Origin of the sequence: Serratia sp. BFP-2025 (genome assembly GCF_050880365.1) — a bacterium.
Classification (GTDB): Bacteria; Pseudomonadota; Gammaproteobacteria; order Enterobacterales; family Enterobacteriaceae; genus Serratia; species Serratia surfactantfaciens.
The window spans coordinates 1,611,709-1,631,755 of record NZ_JBPAFV010000001.1 but is presented as its reverse complement, the minus strand read 5'-3'; the positions used below and the strand labels follow the sequence as shown (position 1 = coordinate 1,631,755).

Here is a 20,047-nt window from a genome sequence, read left to right as displayed (position 1 = left end):
TAAGCTAATACTCTATTCGAAAATATGAGGGTAAATAGTTTTTCGGGGTGGGGTTAATTCTTTGGTTAATTATATCTATTATTTTACTTTACCATTGAAATCATTGGAGGCAACAATTGTTTCACAGGGCATTAAAATAGAAAAAATAACCAATTAGATTATTATTTCTTGTAATTGCCTCGACAAAAACCAAAGGATCTTCCACCATGCGCATGATGAAAGCCGCCGCCTTTATCGAAAGGGGGAGAATAGAACTCATTGAAAAACCGATTCCTTCTCCTGGCCCCAACGATGCTTTGCTCAAAATAACCACGACGACAATCTGCGGTACCGATATTCATATTCTTAAGGGTGAATATGCCGTGCCTCACGGACTGACCGTGGGGCATGAGCCGGTTGGGATTATAGAAAAGCTCGGGAGCAATGTTAAAGGCTTTAAAGAAGGGCAGCGGGCGTTGGCCGGTGCCATTTGCCCCTCTTTTACGTCCTATGCCTGCCAGGATGGATTTCCCGCCCAGGATGGCGCCTACTTGCCGGAATGTCCTTGCCATGGATATAAAGCCACGGCGGGTTGGCGCTTCGGCAATGTTATCGACGGTACCCAGGCTGAATATGTACTGGTGCCTGATGCTGAAGCCAATTTGGCGCTCATACCGGACGGTCTGACGGATGAACAGGTGCTGATGTGCCCGGATGTGATGTCTACCGGTTTTAAAGGCGCGGAAAATGCCAACATTAAAATTGGTGATACGGTGGCCATCTTCGCCCAGGGGCCGATCGGTTTATGCGCCACTGCGGGCGCTCGCCTGCAGGGCGCCAGCCTGATTATTGCCATCAGCAGCTCTCCCGAAAAGCTGATGATGGCGGGAAAGATGGGGGCAAACGTCATGCTGAATTACAAGGAAACCGATGTGATTGATGAAATATTCAAGATTACGGCGGGGCGTGGTGTGGACGCCAGCATCGAGTGTTTGGGGACGCAAGCCACCTTTAATCAAGCGCTGCGTGTCTTAAAACCTGGCGGGACACTGTCCAGCCTCGGCGTCTATAGCGACGATATTCAATTGCCTGTCGAGGCGTTCGCCTATGGGCTGGGCGATCATACGATTCGTACGGCTCTGTGCCCTGGCGGTAAGGAGCGGATGCGCAGAATGATGAACGTTATCCAGCATGGCGGTTTGGATCTCACACCGTTCGTGACGCATCGTTTTCAGCTGGAGAATATTGCCGAGGCTTACCACCTGTTCTCTGAAAAGCGCGATGGCGTGATTAAGTTGGCGATAACCCCGTAACGGTGCAACACAGGATGAATCTGGCGCAGCGGCCGCAACCGCTGCGCCTGGGGTTACCTGCTGATCGTCTGTTGCAGCGCCTGAACGGAGGAGGCGATCCCGGCATCGACCGACATGGTCAGGTCTTCCATCTCCAGCGACACCCAGTCGTTATAGCCCGTCATGCGCACCACCGAGAAGAACTCCTTCCACCACTGCAGATCCCGCCCGCAGCCGACGGCGACGTAATTCCAGGCCCGACCGGCCACGTCGTCGATTGGTTTGGTCTCCAACAGCCCGTTAACCTCGACGATGCCGCGCTCAAGGCGCACGTCTTTGCCGTGCACATGGTGAATGGCGGGGCCGAGGGCGCGGGCTACCGCGATGGGATCTGCCCCCATCCAGATCAGGTGGCTGGGATCGAGGTTCAGGCCTACCATCGGGCCGACCGCGTCGCGCAGCCGGAACAGCGTCTGCGGGTTCCACACCAGCATGGCGCTGAAGTTCTCCAGCGCGAACCGTTCGACGCCACACTCCCTGGCTTTGTCGACCAGTGTGCGCCAATAGGGGATCGCCACCTCATTCCATTGATAGTCCAGACAGTTTTTTACCGTGGGCGGCCAACTGACGGTATAGGTGATCCAGTTGGGGATGGTGTCATGCGGGCTGGCCGGCGGCAGCCCGCTCATCATGACGATCTTTTTTACCCCCAACAGGCCTGCCAGCTCCAGCGTATTGTCGGTTTGTCGCAGATGGCGCCGCCCCAGCTCGCCCGGATCCAGCGGGTTGCCGGAGACATTGAGTGCGGCGATTTCCATGCCGCGGCTGGCCAGCGCCTGCTGCAGCTGCCGGCGTTTGGCCGGGTTAGCCAGCAGATCGTCGGCATCCAGATGGGGGGCCGGAGACCAGCCGCCGGTGGTCATTTCCACGCCGAGCACCCCCAGTTCCAGCAACCGGTCCAGCATGGGCTCGAAGGGCAAATGGCCCAGGCTGTCGGTACAGAATGAAAGTTTCATGGTGTTTTCCTTATAGGTAATTGACCCAGGTGGCGCCGTTGTCGGCGGAGCGAACGCAGTTTTCAATCCAGCGCACGCCTTCCAATCCGGCGTCGATATCCGGGTAGATCAGCGTGGCCAGCGCTTGCCGATCGCCGCGCTGGCTGGCGCTGATGGCGATGGCGAACTTGAGGTAGATATTGGCCCAGGATTCGGCCAGGCCTTCGGTATGCAGCGCGCCGAGCCGCTCTTCGGCCAGCGCGCTGTCGTCCAGATAGGGCATACCGTGGTGCAGCGTTTGGTTGGGCCGCCCCTGGATCTCATAGCGCAATTCGCCGGGCGTGGAATCGCTCCACTGCAAGCTGGCGCGTGAGCCCACCACGCGGATGCTTTGGCTGTCCATTGCGCCCGCATTGACGGCGGAGGCCCACATGCGGCCGACGGCGCCGTTTTCGTAGTGCATGAGCACCATGGCGTTGTCTTCCAGCGGGGCGCGAGAAGGGATAAAACTCTGGCGATCGCACAGCAGGGAGGCGATCTTCATGTCGGGCATCACCAGCTGCGAAATGTAAAAGGTGTGGGTGGAGATATCGCCCAGCACAAAAGTGGGGCCGGCGATTTTCGGGTCAACGCGCCACTTTTGCGCCTCGAACTTGTCTGCGCTCTCGTTGGCGTTGAAGCCGTGGGTATACTGCAATTCGACCATGCGCACTTCGCCGATGTCGCCGTTCGCGATCATGGCGCGCATCTGCATCAGCAGCGGATGGCCGGAGAAGCCGTAGGTTACGCCGACGATCAGGCTTTTCTCCGCCGCCAGCGCCTTGATTTCTTTCGCCTGCGCCGTGGAGAAGAACAGCGGTTTTTCGCAGATGACATGCAGGCCGGCATTCAGCGCGGCGCGCGTGATTTCATAGTGGGTGCCGTTGGGGGTGGCGATGGTCACCACCTCAACGCCATCTTCGCGGTTAGCCTCCTGCTCCAGCAGCTGCTGGTAGTCGTCATAACAGCGTTCGGCGGGCACGCCGAGATTAACGCCGAACTCACGACCGCGCACCGCGTCGATATCAAAGGCACCGGCGACCAGCCGAAAGGCGGTATTATCGCGCAGGGCGCCGGAACGGTGTTTGTAGCCCACCTGGCTGAGGCGGCCACCGCCGATCATCGCCCAACGCAGCGGGCGAGGGATGCTTCTTTCACCATTTAACATGCTGACTCCTGAGATTGTGTTTTGCACTCGGGTGCAAAATGAGTTGAAAAAGAGAGTGGCAACGATTTATTTCTGGTTCATCTGTGCAAATTGCGGGTAGTTTTCTCCCGTCACGGTGGCATAAGGCACCCAGTTGTAAGGCTCGGTTTTAGCGCGATCCAACATCGCTCGGGTCACTTGCACCGCGCCGATCGCCTGGGCTTTGGCATCCTGGAAAATGGTCACTGCCATGTCGCCGTTCTTGATAAATTGCAGGCCGTCGGGTGTGCCATCAATGCCGGCAACCAGCACGCCGTTCTTTTTGGCCTGCTTCAGCGCCATGATTGCACCGATGGCCATCTCGTCGTTGTTGGCGGCGATCGCATCGATCGGCGCGCCGTTCAGCAACCAGCCAGAGACCACGTCGACCGCTTCATTGCGCTGCCATTTGGCGGTCTGTTTCTCTACTACTTTCAGATCTTTGTGCTTGGCGATCACCGCTTCCACCGCACGGGTGCGTTCACGAGTTTCTTCGTTGGAGAGGGCGCCCATCAGGATCGCCACGTTGCCGCGATAGTTCATTTTTTTCGCCAGAGCCTCCATCTGCAGGCGGCCGCTGAGCGCCGAATCAGAACCGACGTAGGCCGTCGCACCGACCAGCGGCACTTCCGGTTTGCGATTGACGAAAATGAGGGGGATCGCGGCACGTTGGGCGGCCGCCATCATCGGCTGGACGCCTTGCGTATCGACCGGGTTGAGGATAATGGCGTTTACGCCCTGGTTGATCAGATCCTCTACCTGCTGCACCTGCAAGGCGACATCGCCTTTGGCATCGACGAACTGGCCTTGCAACTGCTGCGCAGCCAATTCACGCGCCATTTGGCTGCGCAGGATAGAGACGAAGTTGAGATCGAAATTGGCCAGCGCGACGCCGACCTGCCAGGTCTTGGCCTGGGAGGTTCCGACGAACAGCGAGCAGGCTAACATCAACAGCAGTCTGGTTTTTTTCATTACGGTATCCTGTTGAGAAGAGAGGTGTTGTGTAAAAACAGTGTCTTTGCAACCGGGTGCAAAACAGAAGACAAAAGGGCGATGAGTCTCTGAATGCCACCGTGAATGTCAATGATGGATAAAATTTGGTCAATAGGGGAAAGGTGAAAACAGCGTAGACGATCACAAACCGTTTACATTTTGCACCCGGTTGCACAACGAATTGCAATCGGGTGCAAAAACAGCACATAATTGCAGCAGGCATGTCGACGGGCGCTTAGGGGATCTGAGCGAACAGGATATAGTTTGACTTCACCGAAGCAGGGATCGACACAATCATGATGAAACACCACAAAGCCACCGCCAGCGACGTCGCCGAAAAGGCCGGCGTTTCCAAATGGACGGTATCACGCGCCTTTACGCCCGGCGCGTCGATCTCGGACAGCGCGCGTGAAAGCGTGCTGGCGGCGGCGGCCGAGCTGGGTTATCGGCCGAACCTGCTGGCACGTAGCCTGTCGCAAAAACGCACGCACATCATCGGCGTGGCCATCGACGAGATGAAGAATCCACATTCGATGATGATGCTTGATATGGTGACCAGACAGTTGCAAACCCGCGGCTACATGGCGCTGCTGCTGAACATCACCGCCGGAGAAAATTACCGGGCGGTGATGGCGATGGCCGATCAGCTGCAGGTCGATGGCATTCTGTTCCTGGCGACCGTGTTAACCAAAGAGTGGGTGGCAATCGCGCAAGATCTGCATCAGATCCCGCTGGTGCAGGTGTGTCGCAATACGGAAAGTGAACACATTGATGTGGTCAATATCGACGGCTACCGCGCCGGCGAAGAGATCGCTGGGTTGCTGATAGAACAAGGGCATCGGCGCTTTGGCTACATGAAGGGGCCAGACACGCAAAGCAGCCATTTGCTGCGTATGGAAGGCTACCGTGACAAATTGATGTCCGCCGGCTTTCAGTTGGATCGGGTGCTCACCGCTGGCCACTACGATCGCCAGCGCGGTTTCCAACTGATGAGTGAATACCTGCAGGCAACGCCGGAAAGTGAGCGGGTTGAGGCATTGTTCTGCGAGAACGACGTGTTGGCGCTGGGGGCGCTCGAGGCGCTCAGACAAACGGCGCCGTCGTCTGCAATGGCCGTGGTAGGTTTCGACGATATCGACGAAGCCGGCTCAGCCAATTGGGCGCTGACCAGCTACAGCCAACGCATCGATCGGCTGGTCGAGGAGGCCTTGAATCGCCTGATCGACAATCGCGCCACGGCAGACGGGGCCTGGCGGCATGGGGAATTGCGAGTTCGGCGGTCGCATGTGAAAAATAGCTGAGGGGAAGACGGGCGTGAGAGCCTCTGCCTATATTGGAATGCAGTATTCAATCTCAATGTTTTTCATGTCATAGGCGCTGGTTGGTGACTCATCGATTGAATATTTGATGACATCATACCCATTTAAACGATTGAGTCCCTTCAACGGCAGCCATGTATCGTAAATATGGCAAATGAATTCATTAAGCTTCTCGGCCACACCCTTATAATAGAAGCAAGCGTACATGCCGCCAGGAATGTTAATGGCATGGAGATCGGGATATTCATCGCCTTGTTCGTCACCCTTTACGCAGGTGACGTAACTAAAGTCAACGGAGTCTATTTTTTTCTCGCCTGCGTGATAGTTTAGCAATCCGACGAGGTTTTTAGGCCGGCTGGTCAGCGCTGAAATAAAATTAACCCAGTATTTCATCCATAGCTGCAACTGCCCATCATCAATACGACACCTGGGGTAAGAGTAATAGTTAAATCGCCCCAGAAGCCGTATCTCTTGCTGTAGCACGATATTCATCGGCGGTACATTAATTAACTCGAGACGTATTGGTGGGCACATCCCATTATAGGGCCAGGAGGGGGTTTTCCTGTAAACGGCAGGGGTCACCTGGAATTGACGCTTAAACGAGCGGGTGAATGCTTGCACCGAATCAAACCCGTGATCCCACGCAATGTCAGTGATTGATTTTTTTGACAGCCTTAATTCAAATGCTGTATGAGTGAGACGTCGCTCACGAAGATATTGCCCGAGAATCTTCCCGGTCTCCTCTCTAAATATCCGCTGAAAATGCCATTTTGAGTACCCGGATCGGCAAGTAACTTCATCTAACGTGAGCCTGCCAGAGATATTTTCCTCAATCCAGGCCAACATTACCCTGACCACTTCGGCTCTATGCATATTATATCCTTATCCATTGGTCGCTGAATTCATCGCCCTGACTTTGGAGGGCGGCATACCAAACCAGCGTCTGGATGAAACCGTAAGGACCGATTGATCGGCAAAACCGAGCAAAGGTGCCAACTGTGACAGCGGCATACGGGTTTGCGTGAGAAAACGAAATGCGATTTCCTGGCGGACTTCATCACGGATCAGGTCAAAAGTCGCGTTTTCTTCGGCCAATTTTCGTTGCATTGTCCGTGGGTGTAAAAACAGCAACTCCGCAATTGAAGACTTGCTTCCACCGGATGTTCCTATCGTGCAATGCAGGGCTCGACGGACACGACTCACCATCGATAATTCCGGGTTGCCGTAGTGCATCTGTAGATATTCCAGGGCAATGCGTTTCAATGCCGGGTTAATATTATCGATTTTGCTGCTCAAGGTTTTCGGCGATACGTGTAGCCCAATGTATTCGTGCTCAGGATAAATGACCGCTCGGCCAAAAAAACGCTGATAGGCGCCGTAATCCGGTTTCCCTTCATAAGGGAAGGTTATCGCCAGTAACTGATAATTTTCTTTGGCAAAAGACTTGAGCATATGGTGCATTCTGCCCAGACATTGGTCGATAGTTTGCCGAAACATAGGTGCATTAGGCACGCCGATCTCAATACGCACTTCAACAGAATCGGGAATGAGTGGGCTTGGTTCAACCAGGCCAAGATGAATCGCGGTGCTATGCACATACATATATTGTGAAGACGTATACATTGCTTCATATACATTTGCTGAATGGCGTATAGCCAGAGCAAGAGGACCAACAATATCAATATCTTGCTGTGCGGCGAGCCTCAGGCCAAGATCAAAATGCTGTGAGGCAGATGCGCTATCTTCCATGAGTTGCATCACGGGAATCAACGGCACCAGCGCGTCATCGACTTCGCCTAAATCCTCGGGTAAACCATGTTTGTAAAGCAGTGGCAATGGGTCGACGCCAAGGTCTTTCATGAGGCTGGAATAACCTTTCATGCCGGTAGAACGTACCATCATCTTTGCACCTCAGCGTACGGTAAGAGTGACGTCATTATTTCTTGATTTCACAAAATCCGCCATTGCATATTCCTGTCTCCGCTTGTGAGGCCAGCAGAGCCACTTGGTCACGCAGCACATTGATAAACTCATTAACTTCACGGGCGCCAGACACCGTAGCGCTATCGTTGATAACAAAGTAGGGCACGCCACGGATGCCACGATTACGGGCATCCCACTCATCAAAGCGCACTTCATCAGCAAAAAGATTATTCTCCAGTACGTCATCGATCTTATCTGCGGGCAAACCGATCTCGAGCGCTAGCGCCCGAAGGACCTGTTGATCGCCGATGTCTTGTCCCTCTGTGAAATAAGCCTTCAAAAATCTTTCTTTGGCTTTGTCTCCTAATTCATAAAACTTTGCCAAATGGATCAAGCGATGGACATCAAATGTATTGCCTGGCTTGGCAATCTCCCACTGGAAGTCCAGCCCCATACGGCTGGCTTCCTGCTCCTCGTGTTTCAAGATCGCCAAAGCCCGTTCCCGGCTGATCCCATACATCTGGCTCATCGTTTCCGGCAGAGAGACCCCGTGATAGCGAGGAGAATCTGGGCTTAGTTCAAAACTGTGCCATTCGATCTCTGCCTGGATACCTGTTTGCTCTAAAGCGGCTTCCAATTTCCGCTTACCGATATAACAAAATGGACAGATGACATCAGACCAAATATCTATTTTCATTGTGTATCTCCAGATAGGGCGGTCGCATCACTCGATCGACCGCATCAGATTAGCGCTCAATATCGCTGCCGCGCAGTAACACTTTACCTGGCACATGCTTGGTGCCGATGGCTTTTGCAATATCGCCAAGGTCATAGACAGCGGCTACTGGCAGATTCAACCCATCTTTTTGGGCCAACGTTATAATCTCTGAGATCATTCGTGATCGGTATTCGTCGCTCAACGCAGCGAATTTCCGCAACCCCCAGAAACCGCGAATGATGGCTTGTTTGAAAATGACATCCTGATAGTCAATATATAGCGGTTGATTGCTCATGGCGCCAAACACGACCAGCGTGGCATTATCATTCATGATGCTCAACATTTCCCCGGTGAGCTTTCCCGCCACAGAGTCCAGCCCAAAGAGCAGTGGCTCCCCGTTTAACGCCGCCTTTATGCGCGATTGCCAACCCTCTATTTCCGTATTTTCAACCACGTCAACGCCGAGTTCTTTTAGCTCTTGCACCTGATGCTCTTGATTGACCAGACCAATAACCCGGATCTGGCGAGAGGCCGCCAATAGCGCAAGGTTCTTGCCTACGGCTCCCGCGGCGGCACTCAAGATCATCCATTGACCGCTTTTAACGCCCAGGTCATCTAACACAACGGTTGCGCTTGATGGCATAACGAGTAATTGGGCCGCCAGTTCATCACTGATATCATCCGGAACCGGCAAGAGTGTGGCGGCGGGTGCGACAAAAGCGTCGGCCCAAGTGCCGATGGCCCCCGATACGGCTACGCGCTGGCCAACTTTCAAGTGCTTCACATCTGCGCCAACCTCGATAACACGGCCGAGAGCTTCGGTTCCTGCTCGGGCAGGTAACTCCGGTTTGATGCCGTAGGTACCAGAAATTTGCATCAGGTCATGGTTGTGAATCGGTGAGAGAACCATCTGCAACAACACTTCGCCGGCTTTTGGCTTCGGGCGAGAGGTTTGTTCGATACGAATAACTTGCTCTGGCTGGCCAAGAGAGTCATGTATAGCAATGCGCATTATTTATGCTCCTTATTGTTTAATAGGTTAAAAGTATACTTATCAGCGGCCCCGTGTTCTTGATGTCACGAGTCGTATTTTTGTGTTTACGAGACACAAGGGGTGAAGTGCAGGCAATCAATAGGGTTGAAACAGGTATTTTTCTGTCGGGGCTGTCAGCTGAACGTTAAATAAAGGCGGACCCGCATGCATTTTTCTGCGTTACCATGGGTCGCAATTTTTCTCAGATTTCACGTAGCGCGATCAAAAAAGGAGGGTATTTTGACCCATTCTGCAGTGTTGCTGAGTCTATTCCAGACGCTTGAAGTTGAACTGCACCAGTCAACGGTGCGCCGCGATCCGCAGCGTGTTGCGGCATTGTTGCATGAAGACTTTGAAGAGATTGGTCGTTCAGGCCTACGTTATGACAAATGCCAAACCGTTGCGGCGCTGGAGATGGAAACGGATTATCCGCCGATTTTCGCCGCAGGCTTTAAGCTGGCGAAAATCAGTGAAGGCGCCGTGTTGCTGACGTATAAAAGTTTTCAGCGTGACGCGCAGGGCCGCGTCGTTCGTTGCACCGAACGCTCATCGATTTGGCTCCTGACGGAAAAGGCGGGTTGGCAGATGCGCTTTCATCAAGGTACGCCGACTAAGGGCTAAACTGAGATGATGAAACTGAGATGTGTCGATAGATGGGCTTAAACATAAAAAAGGATATCAGTCTGATAAGCCTTGAAGGTGAGGTGAGAAAGGACGGGCAGGATAACCCCGGTGCGTACCCAGTAATTCCATTTAACATAATATACATTATGCGCACCAAGGTAAGGATACAGGGATTCTGGCGTCCAGGCCTGATTCATGGGGTTTCTCCTGCGGCCAACCAAGTCCGCACCAGCTGCTCATGCCTTTGAACAAATTCGTTTTTCAGCCGGCCATAGGCCTCTGGTTTTTATCTACAGGCTTCCGCAGTCTCCGCGTATTGCTGAGCAACACCATGATGCTTGCGCAGATAATCTCTGAACGCCAAATGTCTGATCGCCTGTTCACTTCCCGCAGTAAATACATGCACGTGATGCGTGCGATTGTCGTTTCCCTTGATGTCGTAACGCCTGCCGGCAATCCCGTTCTCGCCACGCGACGTTGCCGTTCTCGCCAGCCAGTATCTCGCGTAGTTTCAGCGCTTCACCTTTATAACGCTCCACTCGCTGCGGATCATAAGCCTCGACCGTGCTGATGCACGCTGCCATTGTCCACTTCATTAATGATGACCGGGCATAATTTTCAATGGCGTATACCTGCCGGCATTGGCCAGGAACCCCCTGCTTTTTTGATCGCGCTACGTGAAATCTGAGAAAATTCGGCAGCTACGATACTGCAGATTTCTCCCAAACGCGTCTCCTAAACGGGCACTATTTGCATGTTAAATGCGCATTGGTGTTGTTTGCACCGCTTCCTCCACCAATCACGGCGCTGGCTATACTGAATGGGACATTTTCTGCATCCCCCAGGAGCATTTCCATGTTTGACCATGTGAAATTTGGCGTTAGCGACTTCGCCCTCAGCAAAGCGTTTTTCCTCAATGCGCTGGCGCCGCTGGGCGTAAAAGTCGTGGCCGAAGGTGAACCCGCTTACGGCGTTGAAATGTGTCCCGATCGAGGTAACGTTTCCTTATGTCTGTTTCAGACCGATGAAAAACCGGCGCATCTGCACCTGGCATTTGCCGCCAGCAGCCGTGAACAGGTCGATGCGTTCTACCATGCCGCGTTAAACGCCGGCGGCAAAGACAACGGCGCGCCCGGTTTGCGGCCCCAATACCATGCTCACTACTATGCGGCATTTGTGATCGCCCCGGATGGCCATAATATCGAGGCGGTTTGCCATATCTCGCTGGATTAGTGATTTTTTCAGTTAAAACAGCACATTAACTAAGTAGCTACCATCTCTATTTAACATAACACAAATGTGACGTCGTCACTTAGCGTTGCCCTGTCACGTCAATCCACTCTGCTCCGGTGATGCTGGCGAGCCGTTGTGGCGCAATTCTCACGCCTGAATTATCGCTACCGCCTGCCGGAAGCACTTCATCGTAATCACGCAGGCTGCGATCGCAGTAAATTCTGACCGATTCCAGCGCGGCAAAGGGGCAAACGCCGCCGGGCGGATAGCCGGTCAGCGCCTCCACCTCCTCTGCCGGCAGCATGCGCGCCTTTACGCCGAAGTATTGCTTGTACTTTTTGTTGTCGATCCGGGCGGTTCCCGCCATCACCAACAGCACCACGCCGTCGTTCACGCGAAACGACAGCGTCTTGGCGATCTGCCCACTCTCAACGCCAAAGGCTTCCGCCGCCAGCGCCACCGTCGCGGTGTTCTTTGCCAACACCGTTACCGTCGCTTCCGGTGCGTGCTCGGTCAGAAATCGCTGAACGCGTTCTATGCTCATGCCCTTCCTCCTGGTAATGCTAACCCATTGATAATGCCGAAGTGATGGTTTCGGTTTTAACATCGCATGCTAAAAATGAGAATCAAAATTGTTCAAATCGCTGAATCTGAACAAAGCTTTAAGAGGTCAATGCCCTTTTTACTCATCATTTTTCATGGAGATACCTGAATGACCACGCAAACGACAGCAAGGCCTTCAGCGGCTGCGGTGGCCGTCTATGAATGGCTCAACCCGATACCCTACGGATTTTTCACTGCGGCGCTGATTTTCGACATTATCTATGCCTACACGGCGAATATTCAGTGGGTCAATGGTGCCGGTTGGCTGATCGCCATCGGCCTGGTTTTTGCCATTATTCCCCGGCTGATTAACCTGGTGCAGGTGTGGTTCGGCAGCAGCCGCCGGCTGGGAGCATCGGTCAAACTCCACTTCTGGTTGAATCTGATCGCCATCGTTCTCGCCATCGTCAACGCTTTCGTGCATAGCCGTGATGCGTATGCCGTGGTGCCGCAAGGTGTGGTGCTGTCTGCCATCGTGGTCGCGCTGCTGAGCCTGGCTAATATTCTGCTGGCCCTTGCTGCCCGTGCAAAATAAGGAGGTTTTCATGAAGCTATCATCCCTGGCGCTCTCTCTGGCTGCCGTTTTGGCACTGGCAGGTTGTGATAACAGCGCCGTCATTTCGCCAGAGCAACAAATGGGCCCGGATCCGACGTTGCCGGCGGCGCAAAACTTCCTGATCCCGCCGATGCAGGTGCCTAAGGGCGTGGGCTGGCAACAGAACCAGATGCCGAAAGTGGCCGAAGGCTTGAAAATCGAAAAGGTGGCGGACGGTTTACTGCATCCGCGCCAGTTGCTTACCCTGCCCAACGGCGATGTGTTGGTAGTGGAAGCCAACGGGCCGGGCACCGAAGCGGTAAGCACGACCAAGCAACTGATCGCCGGCCTGGTGAAAGGCCAATCCGGTAAAGGCGGCAAAGGCGGCAACCGCATCACCCTGCTACGCCCCACTGCCGACGGCAGTTGGGAAAAGCATGTTTTCCTCGAGGGGCTCGATTCCCCATTTGGCGTCCAGCTGATTGGCAACACGCTGTACGTGGCCAACACCGGCAACATCATGCAGTACGCCTATCAGCCGGGTGAGACGCGCATCAGCGATGCGGGTAAAGAGCTGGCCGACCTGCCGGACACAATCAATCACCACTGGACCAAGGCGCTGTTGGCCAGCCCAGACGGGAAGAAGCTGTATGTCGGGGTGGGTTCCAACAGCAACATCACCGAGAACGGCCTGGCCGTAGAGTACCGGCGCGCCGCCGTGCTGGAAGTCGACACCGCCTCCGGCGCCAGCCGCATTTTTGCCAGCGGCCTGCGCAACCCGACCGGGCTGCAGTGGGAGCCGCACAGCGGCAAGCTGTGGGCTATCGTCAACGAGCGTGACGAGATCGGCGCCGATCTGGTGCCGGACTACCTGACCTCGGTGCAGGACGGCGGGTTCTACGGCTGGCCTTACAGCTACTTTGGTCAACATGTCGATCGGCGGGTGCAGCCGGCGCGGCCGGATCTTGTGGCGAAAGCCATCAAGCCGGACTACGCGCTCAGCTCGCACGTCGCGCCGCTGGGGCTGCTGTTCTACACCGCGAGCGCTTTGCCGGCCGACTATCACGGCGGCGCCTTTATCAGCGAACACGGCAGTTGGGATCGATCGCCGCTGAACGGCTACCGGGTCAGCTATGTGGCGTTTGAACAAGGCAAGCCGGTTGGCAAGCTCAAAGCGGTGGTCACCGGCTTTGTCTCCGACGACGAGAAGGAACTCTATGGCGCCCCGGTGGGGTTGGCTGTCGATAAGACCGGCGCTTTGCTGGTTGCGGATGACGTCGGCAATACCGTTTGGCGCGTCAGCGCCAAATAAGGTTAACGGTCGGGTTCAGGAGAACCCGACCGTGACATTGTCACTCATCAACCTGCGCCAGCCACACCGTTCTCCCCCCGCAGGCGGGATCTTCCACGATATGGTCGACCACGCGGAAGCCGTTCTCCTGCAATAAGCGCCTATACTCTTCCGGCGCCAGGCTGGCGTGAAACAACGGCTGGCCTTCGAAGCTGCCGATCGCCACGCCGTCTGCAGGGCCGCTGGTGAACATCAGTGCGGCATGCGGATTGGCATGCCGTCTGAACAGCGGAAACATGCGGCGCTGATCGTCGCGCGCCAGATGAAAGAAACTGTCCCAGGCCAGCAGGCCGTCGAACCTGACCGCCAAATCCAGCTGGCGCATATCCGTCTGCCGCCATTCTTGCTGCGGAAAACGTTGCCGGCAGCGCGCAATCATCGCCTGGGAGCTGTCGATGCCGGTCACCCGATACCCTTGATCGATAAAATAGGCGGCGATCGGCGTACCATTGCCGCAGCCGAGATCCAGCAGCCGGGCATTGGCCGGGGCCAGCTGCAAAAAGCGGTCGAGCCACGGCCGTTCAAACAGCGTGGTGGACCTGAGGCGTTCCCAGGCGGCAGCATGTTCGTCATAAAGCGGGATAATGGTGCTCGCCAGTTTTTCCGTCATTAATATTGTCCCCGTCACGTTATTGGCGCAAAAAAATAGCCGCTGGTCAGAATTAAAGCGCTCATTCGATAATATATTCATCAACAGACCATTGACCAGAAATAAAAGGTTTTAACATTTCGACATAAACCAGTACAATTCCCTACCCTGTGTTAACCCTTTTTTTAGGTTGATTGTGTCGTTAATTCAGCCCCCTGCATCGCGAAATCGGGCCGCTGCCTGGTTAGGGATGTTTGCCATTCTGATGCTGTTCATTGCGCCGGTTGTCTCGCGATCCCTGGAGCATGTGCGCGCCGGAAGTGCTGGAACGACCGTCATGGCGGACTGCGGCATGGAGATGCCGATGCATCACGGGATGCACTCGCCGCCGCCTGAACCTGAAAAAGCCGCGCCGCCGCAGATGCAGCACGGCGGCGGCCACCACAACATGGCGATGATGATGGACGACAGCGCCTGCGGCTACTGCGTGCTGTTGCTGCACGCGCCGCTGCTGGACGTGAGCCACGCCCCGCTGTTCTGGTCCCAATCGCTGGCCTCGCGGCCGCCGCCGATCCACTATCTCGTTCCCCTGTTTGCCCACGTTGTTCACACCGAATTACAGCCGCGCGCGCCCCCCGTCTCTTTCCTCAGATTTTAAAATAAGCCTATTGCCGTTCTCCGTATTAGCCGTTGATCGCTTCAACGCGGCGGAATTAATTCGCCCAATGGTTATGCATCGAGACGACATTATTAGCCCGGTTATTTCCATGTTGATGGAATTAACCCCCGTATTTCCCGATGGCGATTTTCGCCAGGCCGCCCCACGCCTGAATAATCCCTCGGCCAAGCACGGAAAAGAGTTAGCTTAAGGAAAGATGATGTTTAAACCGACGTATAAAAAGAATGCCGTTACCCGCGCTATCACTACCGCCATGCCGCTGTTTCTGCTGGCCGGCCACGCGGCGCAGGCGCACCAACACCCTGCCGAGGTCCAGACTAATGATGCCGATGTGATCACCGTCAGCGCGCCGCTCTACTCACCGCTGACCATCGTCACCTCGCCGAAAACACCGCGCCAGCCGGTGCCGGCCAGCGACGGCTCGGATTATCTGAAAACCATCCCCGGCTTTTCGCAGATCCGCAACGGTGGGACCAACGGCGATCCGGTGTTCCGCGGCATGTTCGGTTCGCGGCTGAAGATCCTCACCGACGGTTCGGAAATGTTGGGCGCCTGCCCGTCGCGGATGGATGCGCCCACCTCTTATATCTCGCCGGAAAGTTTCGATCTGTTGACCATCACCAAAGGGCCGCAGACGGTGCTGTGGGGGCCGGGATCGTCTGCGGGCACGGTGCGTTTCGAGCGTGAACGCCCGCGCTTCGACAAGCCGGGCATCAAGGGCAACGCCAGCGTGCTGACCGGTTCCAACGGCCGCTGGGATGAGAATATCGACGCCAGCCTCGGCGCCGAACAAGGTTATCTGCGGGTGATGGCCAACAAATCCCGTTCCAACGACTATCAGGACGGCACCAATACGCGCGTGCCGTCGCGCTGGGACAAGTGGAACGGCGATCTGGCGCTCGGCTGGACGCCGGACAACGATACGCTGCTGGAAGTGACCATGGGCCGCGGCAACGGCGAAGCGCGCTATGCCGGCCGCAGCATGGACGGTTCGCAGTTCAAGCGCGAAAGCCTGGGCATGCGGGTGGAAAAATCCAACATCGGCGAGGTGCTGGATAAGCTTGAAGCGCAGGTCTACTACAACTACGCCAACCACGTGATGGACAACGTGACTCTGCGCTCGCCGGGCAGCGGCGGCATGGGCGGCCACGGGGGGCATGGCGGCATGAGCATGGGCGGCCACGGCGGGCATATGATGTCTTCCGGCATGACGATGCAGCTCGATCGCCGCACCGTCGGCGGCCGCGTGATGGGTACCTGGCAGTGGCAGGACGTGAAGCTTGAAAGCGGTATGGACACCCAGACCAACACCCATCGCAGCATGAGCCGCGGCAGCTGGGAAAAAGACGCCCAGTTCAACAGCTACGGCGCCTTCAGCGAACTGACCTGGTCCACCAGCGAGCAGGATAAGCTGATCGGCGGCGCGCGCCTCGACCGCACCCTGGTGGAGAACTTCCGCAATGGCAACGATGTGGAGCGTTCAGATACGCTGCCGAGCGGCTTTATGCGCCTGGAGCATACGCTGGCCGATCTGCCACTGATGCTGTACGCCGGCGTCGGTTATACCGAACGTTTCCCGGATTACTGGGAGCTGTTCTCGCCGAAGCTGGGTCCGAACGGCAGCAAAGATCCGTTCGCCAGCGTCAAGAGCGAGAAAACCACGCAACTCGATATTGGCGCGCAGTACAACGGCAAGCGCTTCAACGGTTGGGTCTCCGCTTACCTGGGCCGGGTCGATGATTTCATCCTGTTCAAATACGATCCGCACAACGCGCGCCTCAGCCAGGCCGATAACGTCAACGCCAACATTATGGGCGGTGAAATGGGCATGGGCTACCAGCTGAGCGAACACTGGAAAACCGACGCCAGCCTGGCCTACTCCTGGGGTAAAAACACCAGCGACGGCCGCCCGCTGCCGCAGATCCCGCCGCTGGAAGCGCGCCTGGGCCTGACCTACGAGTACGGCGACTGGAGCGGCACCGGCCTGTGGCGTCTGGTCAGCAGCCAGCACCGCGTGGCGATCAACGAAGGCAACGTGGTGGGCAAAGACTTTGCCGATAGCGCCGGCTTCGGCGTGCTGTCCGCCAACGCCGCCTACAAGCTGAATAAGAACGTCAAGCTGAGCGCCGGTCTGGATAACATCCTGAACAAGACCTACAGCGAGCACCTCAACCTGGCGGGCAACAGCGCCTTCGGGTATTCGGCCAACAGCGCGGTGAATGAACCGGGTCGCACCCTGTGGGCCAAGGTTAACGTCACCTTCTAAGCCGTTCACCGGGCGATGGGCAACCGTCGCCCGGTCAAGCGATATGCGATCCGGTTCTTAGGATATGAGTTTTAAGTTTTTCCCATCCGGTTTAGCGGCGATTACTATCACGCTTAGCCTAATCACCGATCCGGAGGGAATATGCAAAAGCTCACTCGTTTTCTGGCCCTGCTCGGCGAGCTGATGATTGAAAAAGCCGAAGATGTCGCGCCACAGGCTGCCCAGCCTGACGATCGCGACGACGCGCTGCCACCACGCCTCGAGCGCGGCGTTCCGTTGGCCGACCGCTTCCTGTTCATGTAATTTCCCGCGCTGTTTTTTGTCCCGCACGTTCCGGTATTTCATTGCCGGACGCCTGCGTCTATCTTCTTTCGATGGTTCCAGCAGATTCATTACGCCTGAAACCCCTGTGGAGGAGAGAGCAACGCAATGAAGATCAGAACGATAACCCCGCAAGACGCTGAAGCGCTGACGCAGTTATTGAATGAGGTGATCAGCGCCGGTGGCACGACCGCGATAGAAACGCCCCTCACCCCAGCCGAATTCAGCGAATGGTTCATCAGCGGCGACAATGCGCTGAGTTGCCAGGTCGCGGAGGTGGATGGACTGTTGGTGGGCTTCCAGTCGCTGAGCGTTGACGATGCCCTGCCGTCCGATACCGCAGATATTGCCACCTTCTCTCGCCTGTCGCCGAAGGTGCGTGGCGTCGGCAGCGCGCTGTTTCCCGCAACGTTAGCGGCGGCGAAGTCGCACGGTTTCAAGCACATCAACGCCACCATTCGGGCGGATAACGTCGGCGGCCTCGCCTATTATCAAAAAATGGGCTTTCGCGATTACGATCGTTTGCTGCAGGTGCCGCTCAGCGATGGCACGCCGGTCGACAGAATTAAAAAGCGCTTTTCCGTTTAATCTGTCAAGCCGCTCACACGGAACGCAGGATATGATCCCGCAGCCACCGGTGAGCGGGATCTCTATGCGATCGTTCGTGCCACAGCATGGTCATTTCAAAGCCCGGCACCGCCAGCGGCGGCGTGATCTGCTGCAATAGAGGCTGGTTGCGCACCAGCCGCTCCGGCAACATCGCCACCAAATCGGATTGCGTCAGTACGGAGATGACGAACAGAAAATGCGGCACCGAAAGCACCACGCGCCGGCTCAGCCCCACGTCCGCCAGCGCCCGATCGGTCATGCCGTAGAAGCCGCCGCCGTCTGGCGAGACCATCACCTGCTCCAGTTCGCAAAATTGCGCCAGCGTCAGGTTTTCATGCAGCTTGGGGTGGCCGACTCTGCCCACCAGCACATAGCGTTCACTGAACAGCGTGCGCTGACGCAGACCGGGCGGCGCGCCTTCGCGGGTGTGAAACGCCAGATCGATCTCTCCCTGTTCCGCCAGTTTGGCGAGACGTGCCGGCGCGATTTCCAGCACCGCCAGTCGGGTGCCGGGCGCCGCGGTTCGCAAACCCTGTAGCGCCGGCAGCACGATGGTGGATTCGCCATAGTCGAAGGCGGCAACGCGCCAGGTATCGGTCGCCACGGCAGGATCGAAAGGCGTGGCCGGCGTTACCGCCAACTCGAGCGCCGCCAATGCCTGGCGTAAGGGTTCCCGCAGCTGCTCCGCTCTGGCGGTCGGACGCATGCCGCGCGGGCCAGGCAGCAGCAGCGGATCGTCAAAGATCGCCCGCAGTTTGGCGAGATGCACGCTGACCGCCGGTTGGGAGAAATTGAGCCGCTGCGCCGCGCGCGTCACGTTGTGCTCCGCCAGCAACGCGTCGAGCGTCACCAGCAGGTTGAGATCCAGTCGCCTTAAATTATTCATAGTTATACCTGGGATAACGGTAATTCATTTCTAATATACCTACTAACGCCCTAACCTGCAGCTCTCACACCAAGGAGAGCTGTTATGAATGTGTTGATTGTTTACGCCCACCCGGAGCCGCAGTCGCTGACTGGCTCACTGAAAAACTTCGCCGTTGAACGCCTGACGCAGGCCGGCCATCAGGTGCAGGTTTCCGATCTGTACGCCATGCGCTGGAAAGCGGCGATCGACGCCGAGGACAGCCAGGAAGGTGCTTCAGGGCCCCGTTTCGATCCTTCGCTGGATTCGAAGCGTGCGTACGCCAGCGGCGTGCAGAGCGCCGACATCGAACGGGAGCAACAAAAGCTGCGCTGGGCGGACGCGGTGCTGCTGCAGTTTCCGCTGTGGTGGTTCTCGATGCCGGCGATCCTGAAAGGTTGGGTCGATCGCGTCTATGCCTATGGTTTTGCCTACGGCGTTGGTGAGCATTCCGATACGCATTGGGGCGACCGTTACGGCGAAGGGATGTTGGCGGGCAAACGAGCCATGCTGATCGTCAGCGCCGGCGGGTGGGAATCCCATTACGCCCCGCGCGGCATCAACGGGCCGATCGACGATATCCTGTTTCCGATCCAGCACGGCATGCTGCATTACCCGGGCTTCGAGGTGTTGCCGCCGTTCGTCACCTACCGCGCCGGAAAGACCGACGAGACGCGCTTCGCCGATCTGTGCGAGCGGCTCGGGCAGCGGCTGGATAATCTGTGGAACGCCGATCCAATCCCATTTCGGCGACAGAATGCCGGGGACTATCTGATCCCGCAGCTGACGTTAAAGGACCCCCTTGCGCCGGGGCAACGCGGCTTTAGCATTCACCTGAAATAGCGCGAGCCGCGCC

At 56.3% G+C, this 20,047-nt stretch carries 22 protein-coding genes and 1 pseudogene; 11 read left to right on the top strand and 12 right to left on the bottom strand.

The features are described from left to right. Positions 1-206 precede the first annotated feature (206 nt). Positions 207-1,292: an NAD(P)-dependent alcohol dehydrogenase gene (locus ACRAWE_RS07560; protein ID WP_063919465.1), complete on the top strand. Its 1,086-nt coding sequence runs from the start codon at positions 207-209 to the stop codon at positions 1,290-1,292. A gap of 53 nt (positions 1,293-1,345) precedes the next feature. Here ACRAWE_RS07560 and ACRAWE_RS07555 read toward each other — a convergent pair whose 3' ends face one another. From ACRAWE_RS07555 to ACRAWE_RS07545, 3 genes are all read right to left on the bottom strand, one after another. Then, positions 1,346-2,287, bottom strand: a complete 942-nt coding sequence (locus ACRAWE_RS07555) for a sugar phosphate isomerase/epimerase family protein (RefSeq protein ID WP_019455358.1) — start codon at positions 2,285-2,287, stop codon at positions 1,346-1,348. 10 nt (positions 2,288-2,297) lie between these two features. Beyond that, positions 2,298-3,473 (bottom strand): Gfo/Idh/MocA family protein, encoded by a 1,176-nt coding sequence (locus ACRAWE_RS07550; RefSeq protein ID WP_432525187.1) that lies wholly within the window; start codon positions 3,471-3,473, stop codon positions 2,298-2,300. 66 nt (positions 3,474-3,539) lie between these two features. Further along, the gene (locus ACRAWE_RS07545; protein WP_432525186.1) at positions 3,540-4,463 is read right to left on the bottom strand and encodes a substrate-binding domain-containing protein; all 924 of its coding nucleotides are present in this window, start codon (positions 4,461-4,463) and stop codon (positions 3,540-3,542) included. Positions 4,464-4,780: 317 nt separating this feature from the next. Here ACRAWE_RS07545 and ACRAWE_RS07540 point away from each other — a divergent pair, with 317 nt between their 5' ends. Next, complete coding sequence (locus ACRAWE_RS07540; protein WP_432525185.1) at positions 4,781-5,785, top strand: LacI family DNA-binding transcriptional regulator; 1,005 nt, start codon at positions 4,781-4,783, stop codon at positions 5,783-5,785. A gap of 27 nt (positions 5,786-5,812) precedes the next feature. Here ACRAWE_RS07540 and ACRAWE_RS07535 read toward each other — a convergent pair whose 3' ends face one another. The 4 genes from ACRAWE_RS07535 to ACRAWE_RS07520 are packed head-to-tail and all read right to left on the bottom strand — an operon-like array spanning position 5,813 to position 9,456. Beyond that, positions 5,813-6,676 carry a helix-turn-helix domain-containing protein gene (locus ACRAWE_RS07535; RefSeq protein ID WP_063919470.1) on the bottom strand — a complete coding sequence of 288 codons (864 nt, stop codon included), beginning with the start codon at positions 6,674-6,676 and terminating at the stop codon, positions 5,813-5,815. A gap of 9 nt (positions 6,677-6,685) precedes the next feature. Then, positions 6,686-7,705: an AraC family transcriptional regulator ligand-binding domain-containing protein gene (locus ACRAWE_RS07530; protein WP_211129810.1), complete on the bottom strand. Its 1,020-nt coding sequence runs from the start codon at positions 7,703-7,705 to the stop codon at positions 6,686-6,688. A gap of 34 nt (positions 7,706-7,739) precedes the next feature. After that, positions 7,740-8,423, bottom strand: a complete 684-nt coding sequence (locus ACRAWE_RS07525) for a DsbA family oxidoreductase (protein ID WP_063919471.1) — start codon at positions 8,421-8,423, stop codon at positions 7,740-7,742. Positions 8,424-8,472: 49 nt separating this feature from the next. Continuing rightward, positions 8,473-9,456, bottom strand: coding sequence for a zinc-binding dehydrogenase (locus ACRAWE_RS07520; RefSeq protein ID WP_432525184.1), 984 nt, complete (start codon positions 9,454-9,456; stop codon positions 8,473-8,475). 261 nt (positions 9,457-9,717) lie between these two features. Here ACRAWE_RS07520 and ACRAWE_RS07515 point away from each other — a divergent pair, with 261 nt between their 5' ends. After that, positions 9,718-10,098, top strand: a complete 381-nt coding sequence (locus ACRAWE_RS07515) for a DUF4440 domain-containing protein (RefSeq protein ID WP_063919473.1) — start codon at positions 9,718-9,720, stop codon at positions 10,096-10,098. Between the two features lie 38 nt (positions 10,099-10,136). Here ACRAWE_RS07515 and ACRAWE_RS07510 read toward each other — a convergent pair whose 3' ends face one another. Then, positions 10,137-10,298: a hypothetical protein gene (locus ACRAWE_RS07510; protein WP_154746213.1), complete on the bottom strand. Its 162-nt coding sequence runs from the start codon at positions 10,296-10,298 to the stop codon at positions 10,137-10,139. A 113-nt stretch (positions 10,299-10,411) separates the two neighbouring features. Continuing rightward, positions 10,412-10,579: pseudogene (locus ACRAWE_RS07505) on the bottom strand (GrpB family protein); the annotation flags it as partial. 377 nt (positions 10,580-10,956) lie between these two features. Here ACRAWE_RS07505 and ACRAWE_RS07500 point away from each other — a divergent pair. After that, complete coding sequence (locus ACRAWE_RS07500) at positions 10,957-11,334, top strand: VOC family protein (RefSeq protein ID WP_211129807.1); 378 nt, start codon at positions 10,957-10,959, stop codon at positions 11,332-11,334. 79 nt (positions 11,335-11,413) lie between these two features. Here ACRAWE_RS07500 and ACRAWE_RS07495 read toward each other — a convergent pair whose 3' ends face one another. After that, positions 11,414-11,878, bottom strand: a complete 465-nt coding sequence (locus ACRAWE_RS07495; protein ID WP_432525183.1) for a YbaK/EbsC family protein — start codon at positions 11,876-11,878, stop codon at positions 11,414-11,416. A 168-nt stretch (positions 11,879-12,046) separates the two neighbouring features. Here ACRAWE_RS07495 and ACRAWE_RS07490 point away from each other — a divergent pair, with 168 nt between their 5' ends. Together ACRAWE_RS07490 and ACRAWE_RS07485 are read left to right on the top strand one after the other, a co-directional pair. Then, the gene (locus ACRAWE_RS07490; RefSeq protein ID WP_025159754.1) at positions 12,047-12,472 is read left to right on the top strand and encodes a DUF2231 domain-containing protein; all 426 of its coding nucleotides are present in this window, start codon (positions 12,047-12,049) and stop codon (positions 12,470-12,472) included. Between the two features lie 10 nt (positions 12,473-12,482). Next, a complete protein-coding gene (locus ACRAWE_RS07485; RefSeq protein ID WP_063919477.1) occupies positions 12,483-13,784 on the top strand; it encodes a PQQ-dependent sugar dehydrogenase in 1,302 nt (433 codons plus the stop codon). Positions 13,785-13,824: 40 nt separating this feature from the next. Here the strand turns inward: ACRAWE_RS07485 and ACRAWE_RS07480 are convergent, their stop codons facing one another. Beyond that, the gene (locus ACRAWE_RS07480; protein ID WP_019455368.1) at positions 13,825-14,433 is read right to left on the bottom strand and encodes a class I SAM-dependent DNA methyltransferase; all 609 of its coding nucleotides are present in this window, start codon (positions 14,431-14,433) and stop codon (positions 13,825-13,827) included. A gap of 229 nt (positions 14,434-14,662) precedes the next feature. On the opposite strand from ACRAWE_RS07480, the gene ACRAWE_RS07475 reads away from it, so the two are divergent. The 4 genes from ACRAWE_RS07475 (at position 14,663) to ACRAWE_RS07460 (ending at position 18,266) form a co-directional block, all read left to right on the top strand. Continuing rightward, complete coding sequence (locus tag ACRAWE_RS07475; protein ID WP_071532857.1) at positions 14,663-15,070, top strand: DUF2946 domain-containing protein; 408 nt, start codon at positions 14,663-14,665, stop codon at positions 15,068-15,070. Between the two features lie 220 nt (positions 15,071-15,290). Next, on the top strand, positions 15,291-17,357 hold the full coding sequence (locus ACRAWE_RS07470; RefSeq protein WP_063919478.1) for a TonB-dependent copper receptor: 2,067 nt from the start codon (positions 15,291-15,293) through the stop codon (positions 17,355-17,357). A 141-nt stretch (positions 17,358-17,498) separates the two neighbouring features. Then, positions 17,499-17,660 carry a hypothetical protein gene (locus tag ACRAWE_RS07465; protein ID WP_019455371.1) on the top strand — a complete coding sequence of 54 codons (162 nt, stop codon included), beginning with the start codon at positions 17,499-17,501 and terminating at the stop codon, positions 17,658-17,660. Positions 17,661-17,786: 126 nt separating this feature from the next. Continuing rightward, the gene (locus ACRAWE_RS07460; protein WP_019455372.1) at positions 17,787-18,266 is read left to right on the top strand and encodes a GNAT family N-acetyltransferase; all 480 of its coding nucleotides are present in this window, start codon (positions 17,787-17,789) and stop codon (positions 18,264-18,266) included. 13 nt (positions 18,267-18,279) lie between these two features. Here ACRAWE_RS07460 and ACRAWE_RS07455 read toward each other — a convergent pair whose 3' ends face one another. Further along, the gene (locus ACRAWE_RS07455) at positions 18,280-19,173 is read right to left on the bottom strand and encodes a LysR family transcriptional regulator (RefSeq protein WP_063919480.1); all 894 of its coding nucleotides are present in this window, start codon (positions 19,171-19,173) and stop codon (positions 18,280-18,282) included. A gap of 84 nt (positions 19,174-19,257) precedes the next feature. Between ACRAWE_RS07455 and ACRAWE_RS07450 the strand changes: the two genes are divergently transcribed. Then, the gene (locus tag ACRAWE_RS07450) at positions 19,258-20,034 is read left to right on the top strand and encodes an NAD(P)H-dependent oxidoreductase (protein ID WP_019455374.1); all 777 of its coding nucleotides are present in this window, start codon (positions 19,258-19,260) and stop codon (positions 20,032-20,034) included. Positions 20,035-20,047: the final 13 nt, after the last annotated feature.

What these genes read in the sequence shown, in the direction of transcription:
- ACRAWE_RS07560 (WP_063919465.1), top strand. Translation starts at nt 207, where the DNA reads ATGCGCATGATGAAAGCCGCCGCCTTTATCGAAAGGGGGAGAATAGAA.
- ACRAWE_RS07555 (WP_019455358.1), bottom strand. Translation starts at nt 2,287, where the DNA reads ATGAAACTTTCATTCTGTACCGACAGCCTGGGCCATTTGCCCTTCGAG.
- ACRAWE_RS07550 (WP_432525187.1), bottom strand. Translation starts at nt 3,473, where the DNA reads ATGTTAAATGGTGAAAGAAGCATCCCTCGCCCGCTGCGTTGGGCGATG.
- ACRAWE_RS07545 (WP_432525186.1), bottom strand. Translation starts at nt 4,463, where the DNA reads ATGAAAAAAACCAGACTGCTGTTGATGTTAGCCTGCTCGCTGTTCGTC.
- ACRAWE_RS07540 (WP_432525185.1), top strand. Translation starts at nt 4,781, where the DNA reads ATGATGAAACACCACAAAGCCACCGCCAGCGACGTCGCCGAAAAGGCC.
- ACRAWE_RS07535 (WP_063919470.1), bottom strand. Translation starts at nt 6,676, where the DNA reads ATGCATAGAGCCGAAGTGGTCAGGGTAATGTTGGCCTGGATTGAGGAA.
- ACRAWE_RS07530 (WP_211129810.1), bottom strand. Translation starts at nt 7,705, where the DNA reads ATGATGGTACGTTCTACCGGCATGAAAGGTTATTCCAGCCTCATGAAA.
- ACRAWE_RS07525 (WP_063919471.1), bottom strand. Translation starts at nt 8,423, where the DNA reads ATGAAAATAGATATTTGGTCTGATGTCATCTGTCCATTTTGTTATATC.
- ACRAWE_RS07520 (WP_432525184.1), bottom strand. Translation starts at nt 9,456, where the DNA reads ATGCGCATTGCTATACATGACTCTCTTGGCCAGCCAGAGCAAGTTATT.
- ACRAWE_RS07510 (WP_154746213.1), bottom strand. Translation starts at nt 10,298, where the DNA reads ATGAATCAGGCCTGGACGCCAGAATCCCTGTATCCTTACCTTGGTGCG.
- ACRAWE_RS07500 (WP_211129807.1), top strand. Translation starts at nt 10,957, where the DNA reads ATGTTTGACCATGTGAAATTTGGCGTTAGCGACTTCGCCCTCAGCAAA.
- ACRAWE_RS07495 (WP_432525183.1), bottom strand. Translation starts at nt 11,878, where the DNA reads ATGAGCATAGAACGCGTTCAGCGATTTCTGACCGAGCACGCACCGGAA.
- ACRAWE_RS07490 (WP_025159754.1), top strand. Translation starts at nt 12,047, where the DNA reads ATGACCACGCAAACGACAGCAAGGCCTTCAGCGGCTGCGGTGGCCGTC.
- ACRAWE_RS07485 (WP_063919477.1), top strand. Translation starts at nt 12,483, where the DNA reads ATGAAGCTATCATCCCTGGCGCTCTCTCTGGCTGCCGTTTTGGCACTG.
- ACRAWE_RS07480 (WP_019455368.1), bottom strand. Translation starts at nt 14,433, where the DNA reads ATGACGGAAAAACTGGCGAGCACCATTATCCCGCTTTATGACGAACAT.
- ACRAWE_RS07475 (WP_071532857.1), top strand. Translation starts at nt 14,663, where the DNA reads ATGTTTGCCATTCTGATGCTGTTCATTGCGCCGGTTGTCTCGCGATCC.
- ACRAWE_RS07470 (WP_063919478.1), top strand. Translation starts at nt 15,291, where the DNA reads ATGTTTAAACCGACGTATAAAAAGAATGCCGTTACCCGCGCTATCACT.
- ACRAWE_RS07465 (WP_019455371.1), top strand. Translation starts at nt 17,499, where the DNA reads ATGCAAAAGCTCACTCGTTTTCTGGCCCTGCTCGGCGAGCTGATGATT.
- ACRAWE_RS07460 (WP_019455372.1), top strand. Translation starts at nt 17,787, where the DNA reads ATGAAGATCAGAACGATAACCCCGCAAGACGCTGAAGCGCTGACGCAG.
- ACRAWE_RS07455 (WP_063919480.1), bottom strand. Translation starts at nt 19,173, where the DNA reads ATGAATAATTTAAGGCGACTGGATCTCAACCTGCTGGTGACGCTCGAC.
- ACRAWE_RS07450 (WP_019455374.1), top strand. Translation starts at nt 19,258, where the DNA reads ATGAATGTGTTGATTGTTTACGCCCACCCGGAGCCGCAGTCGCTGACT.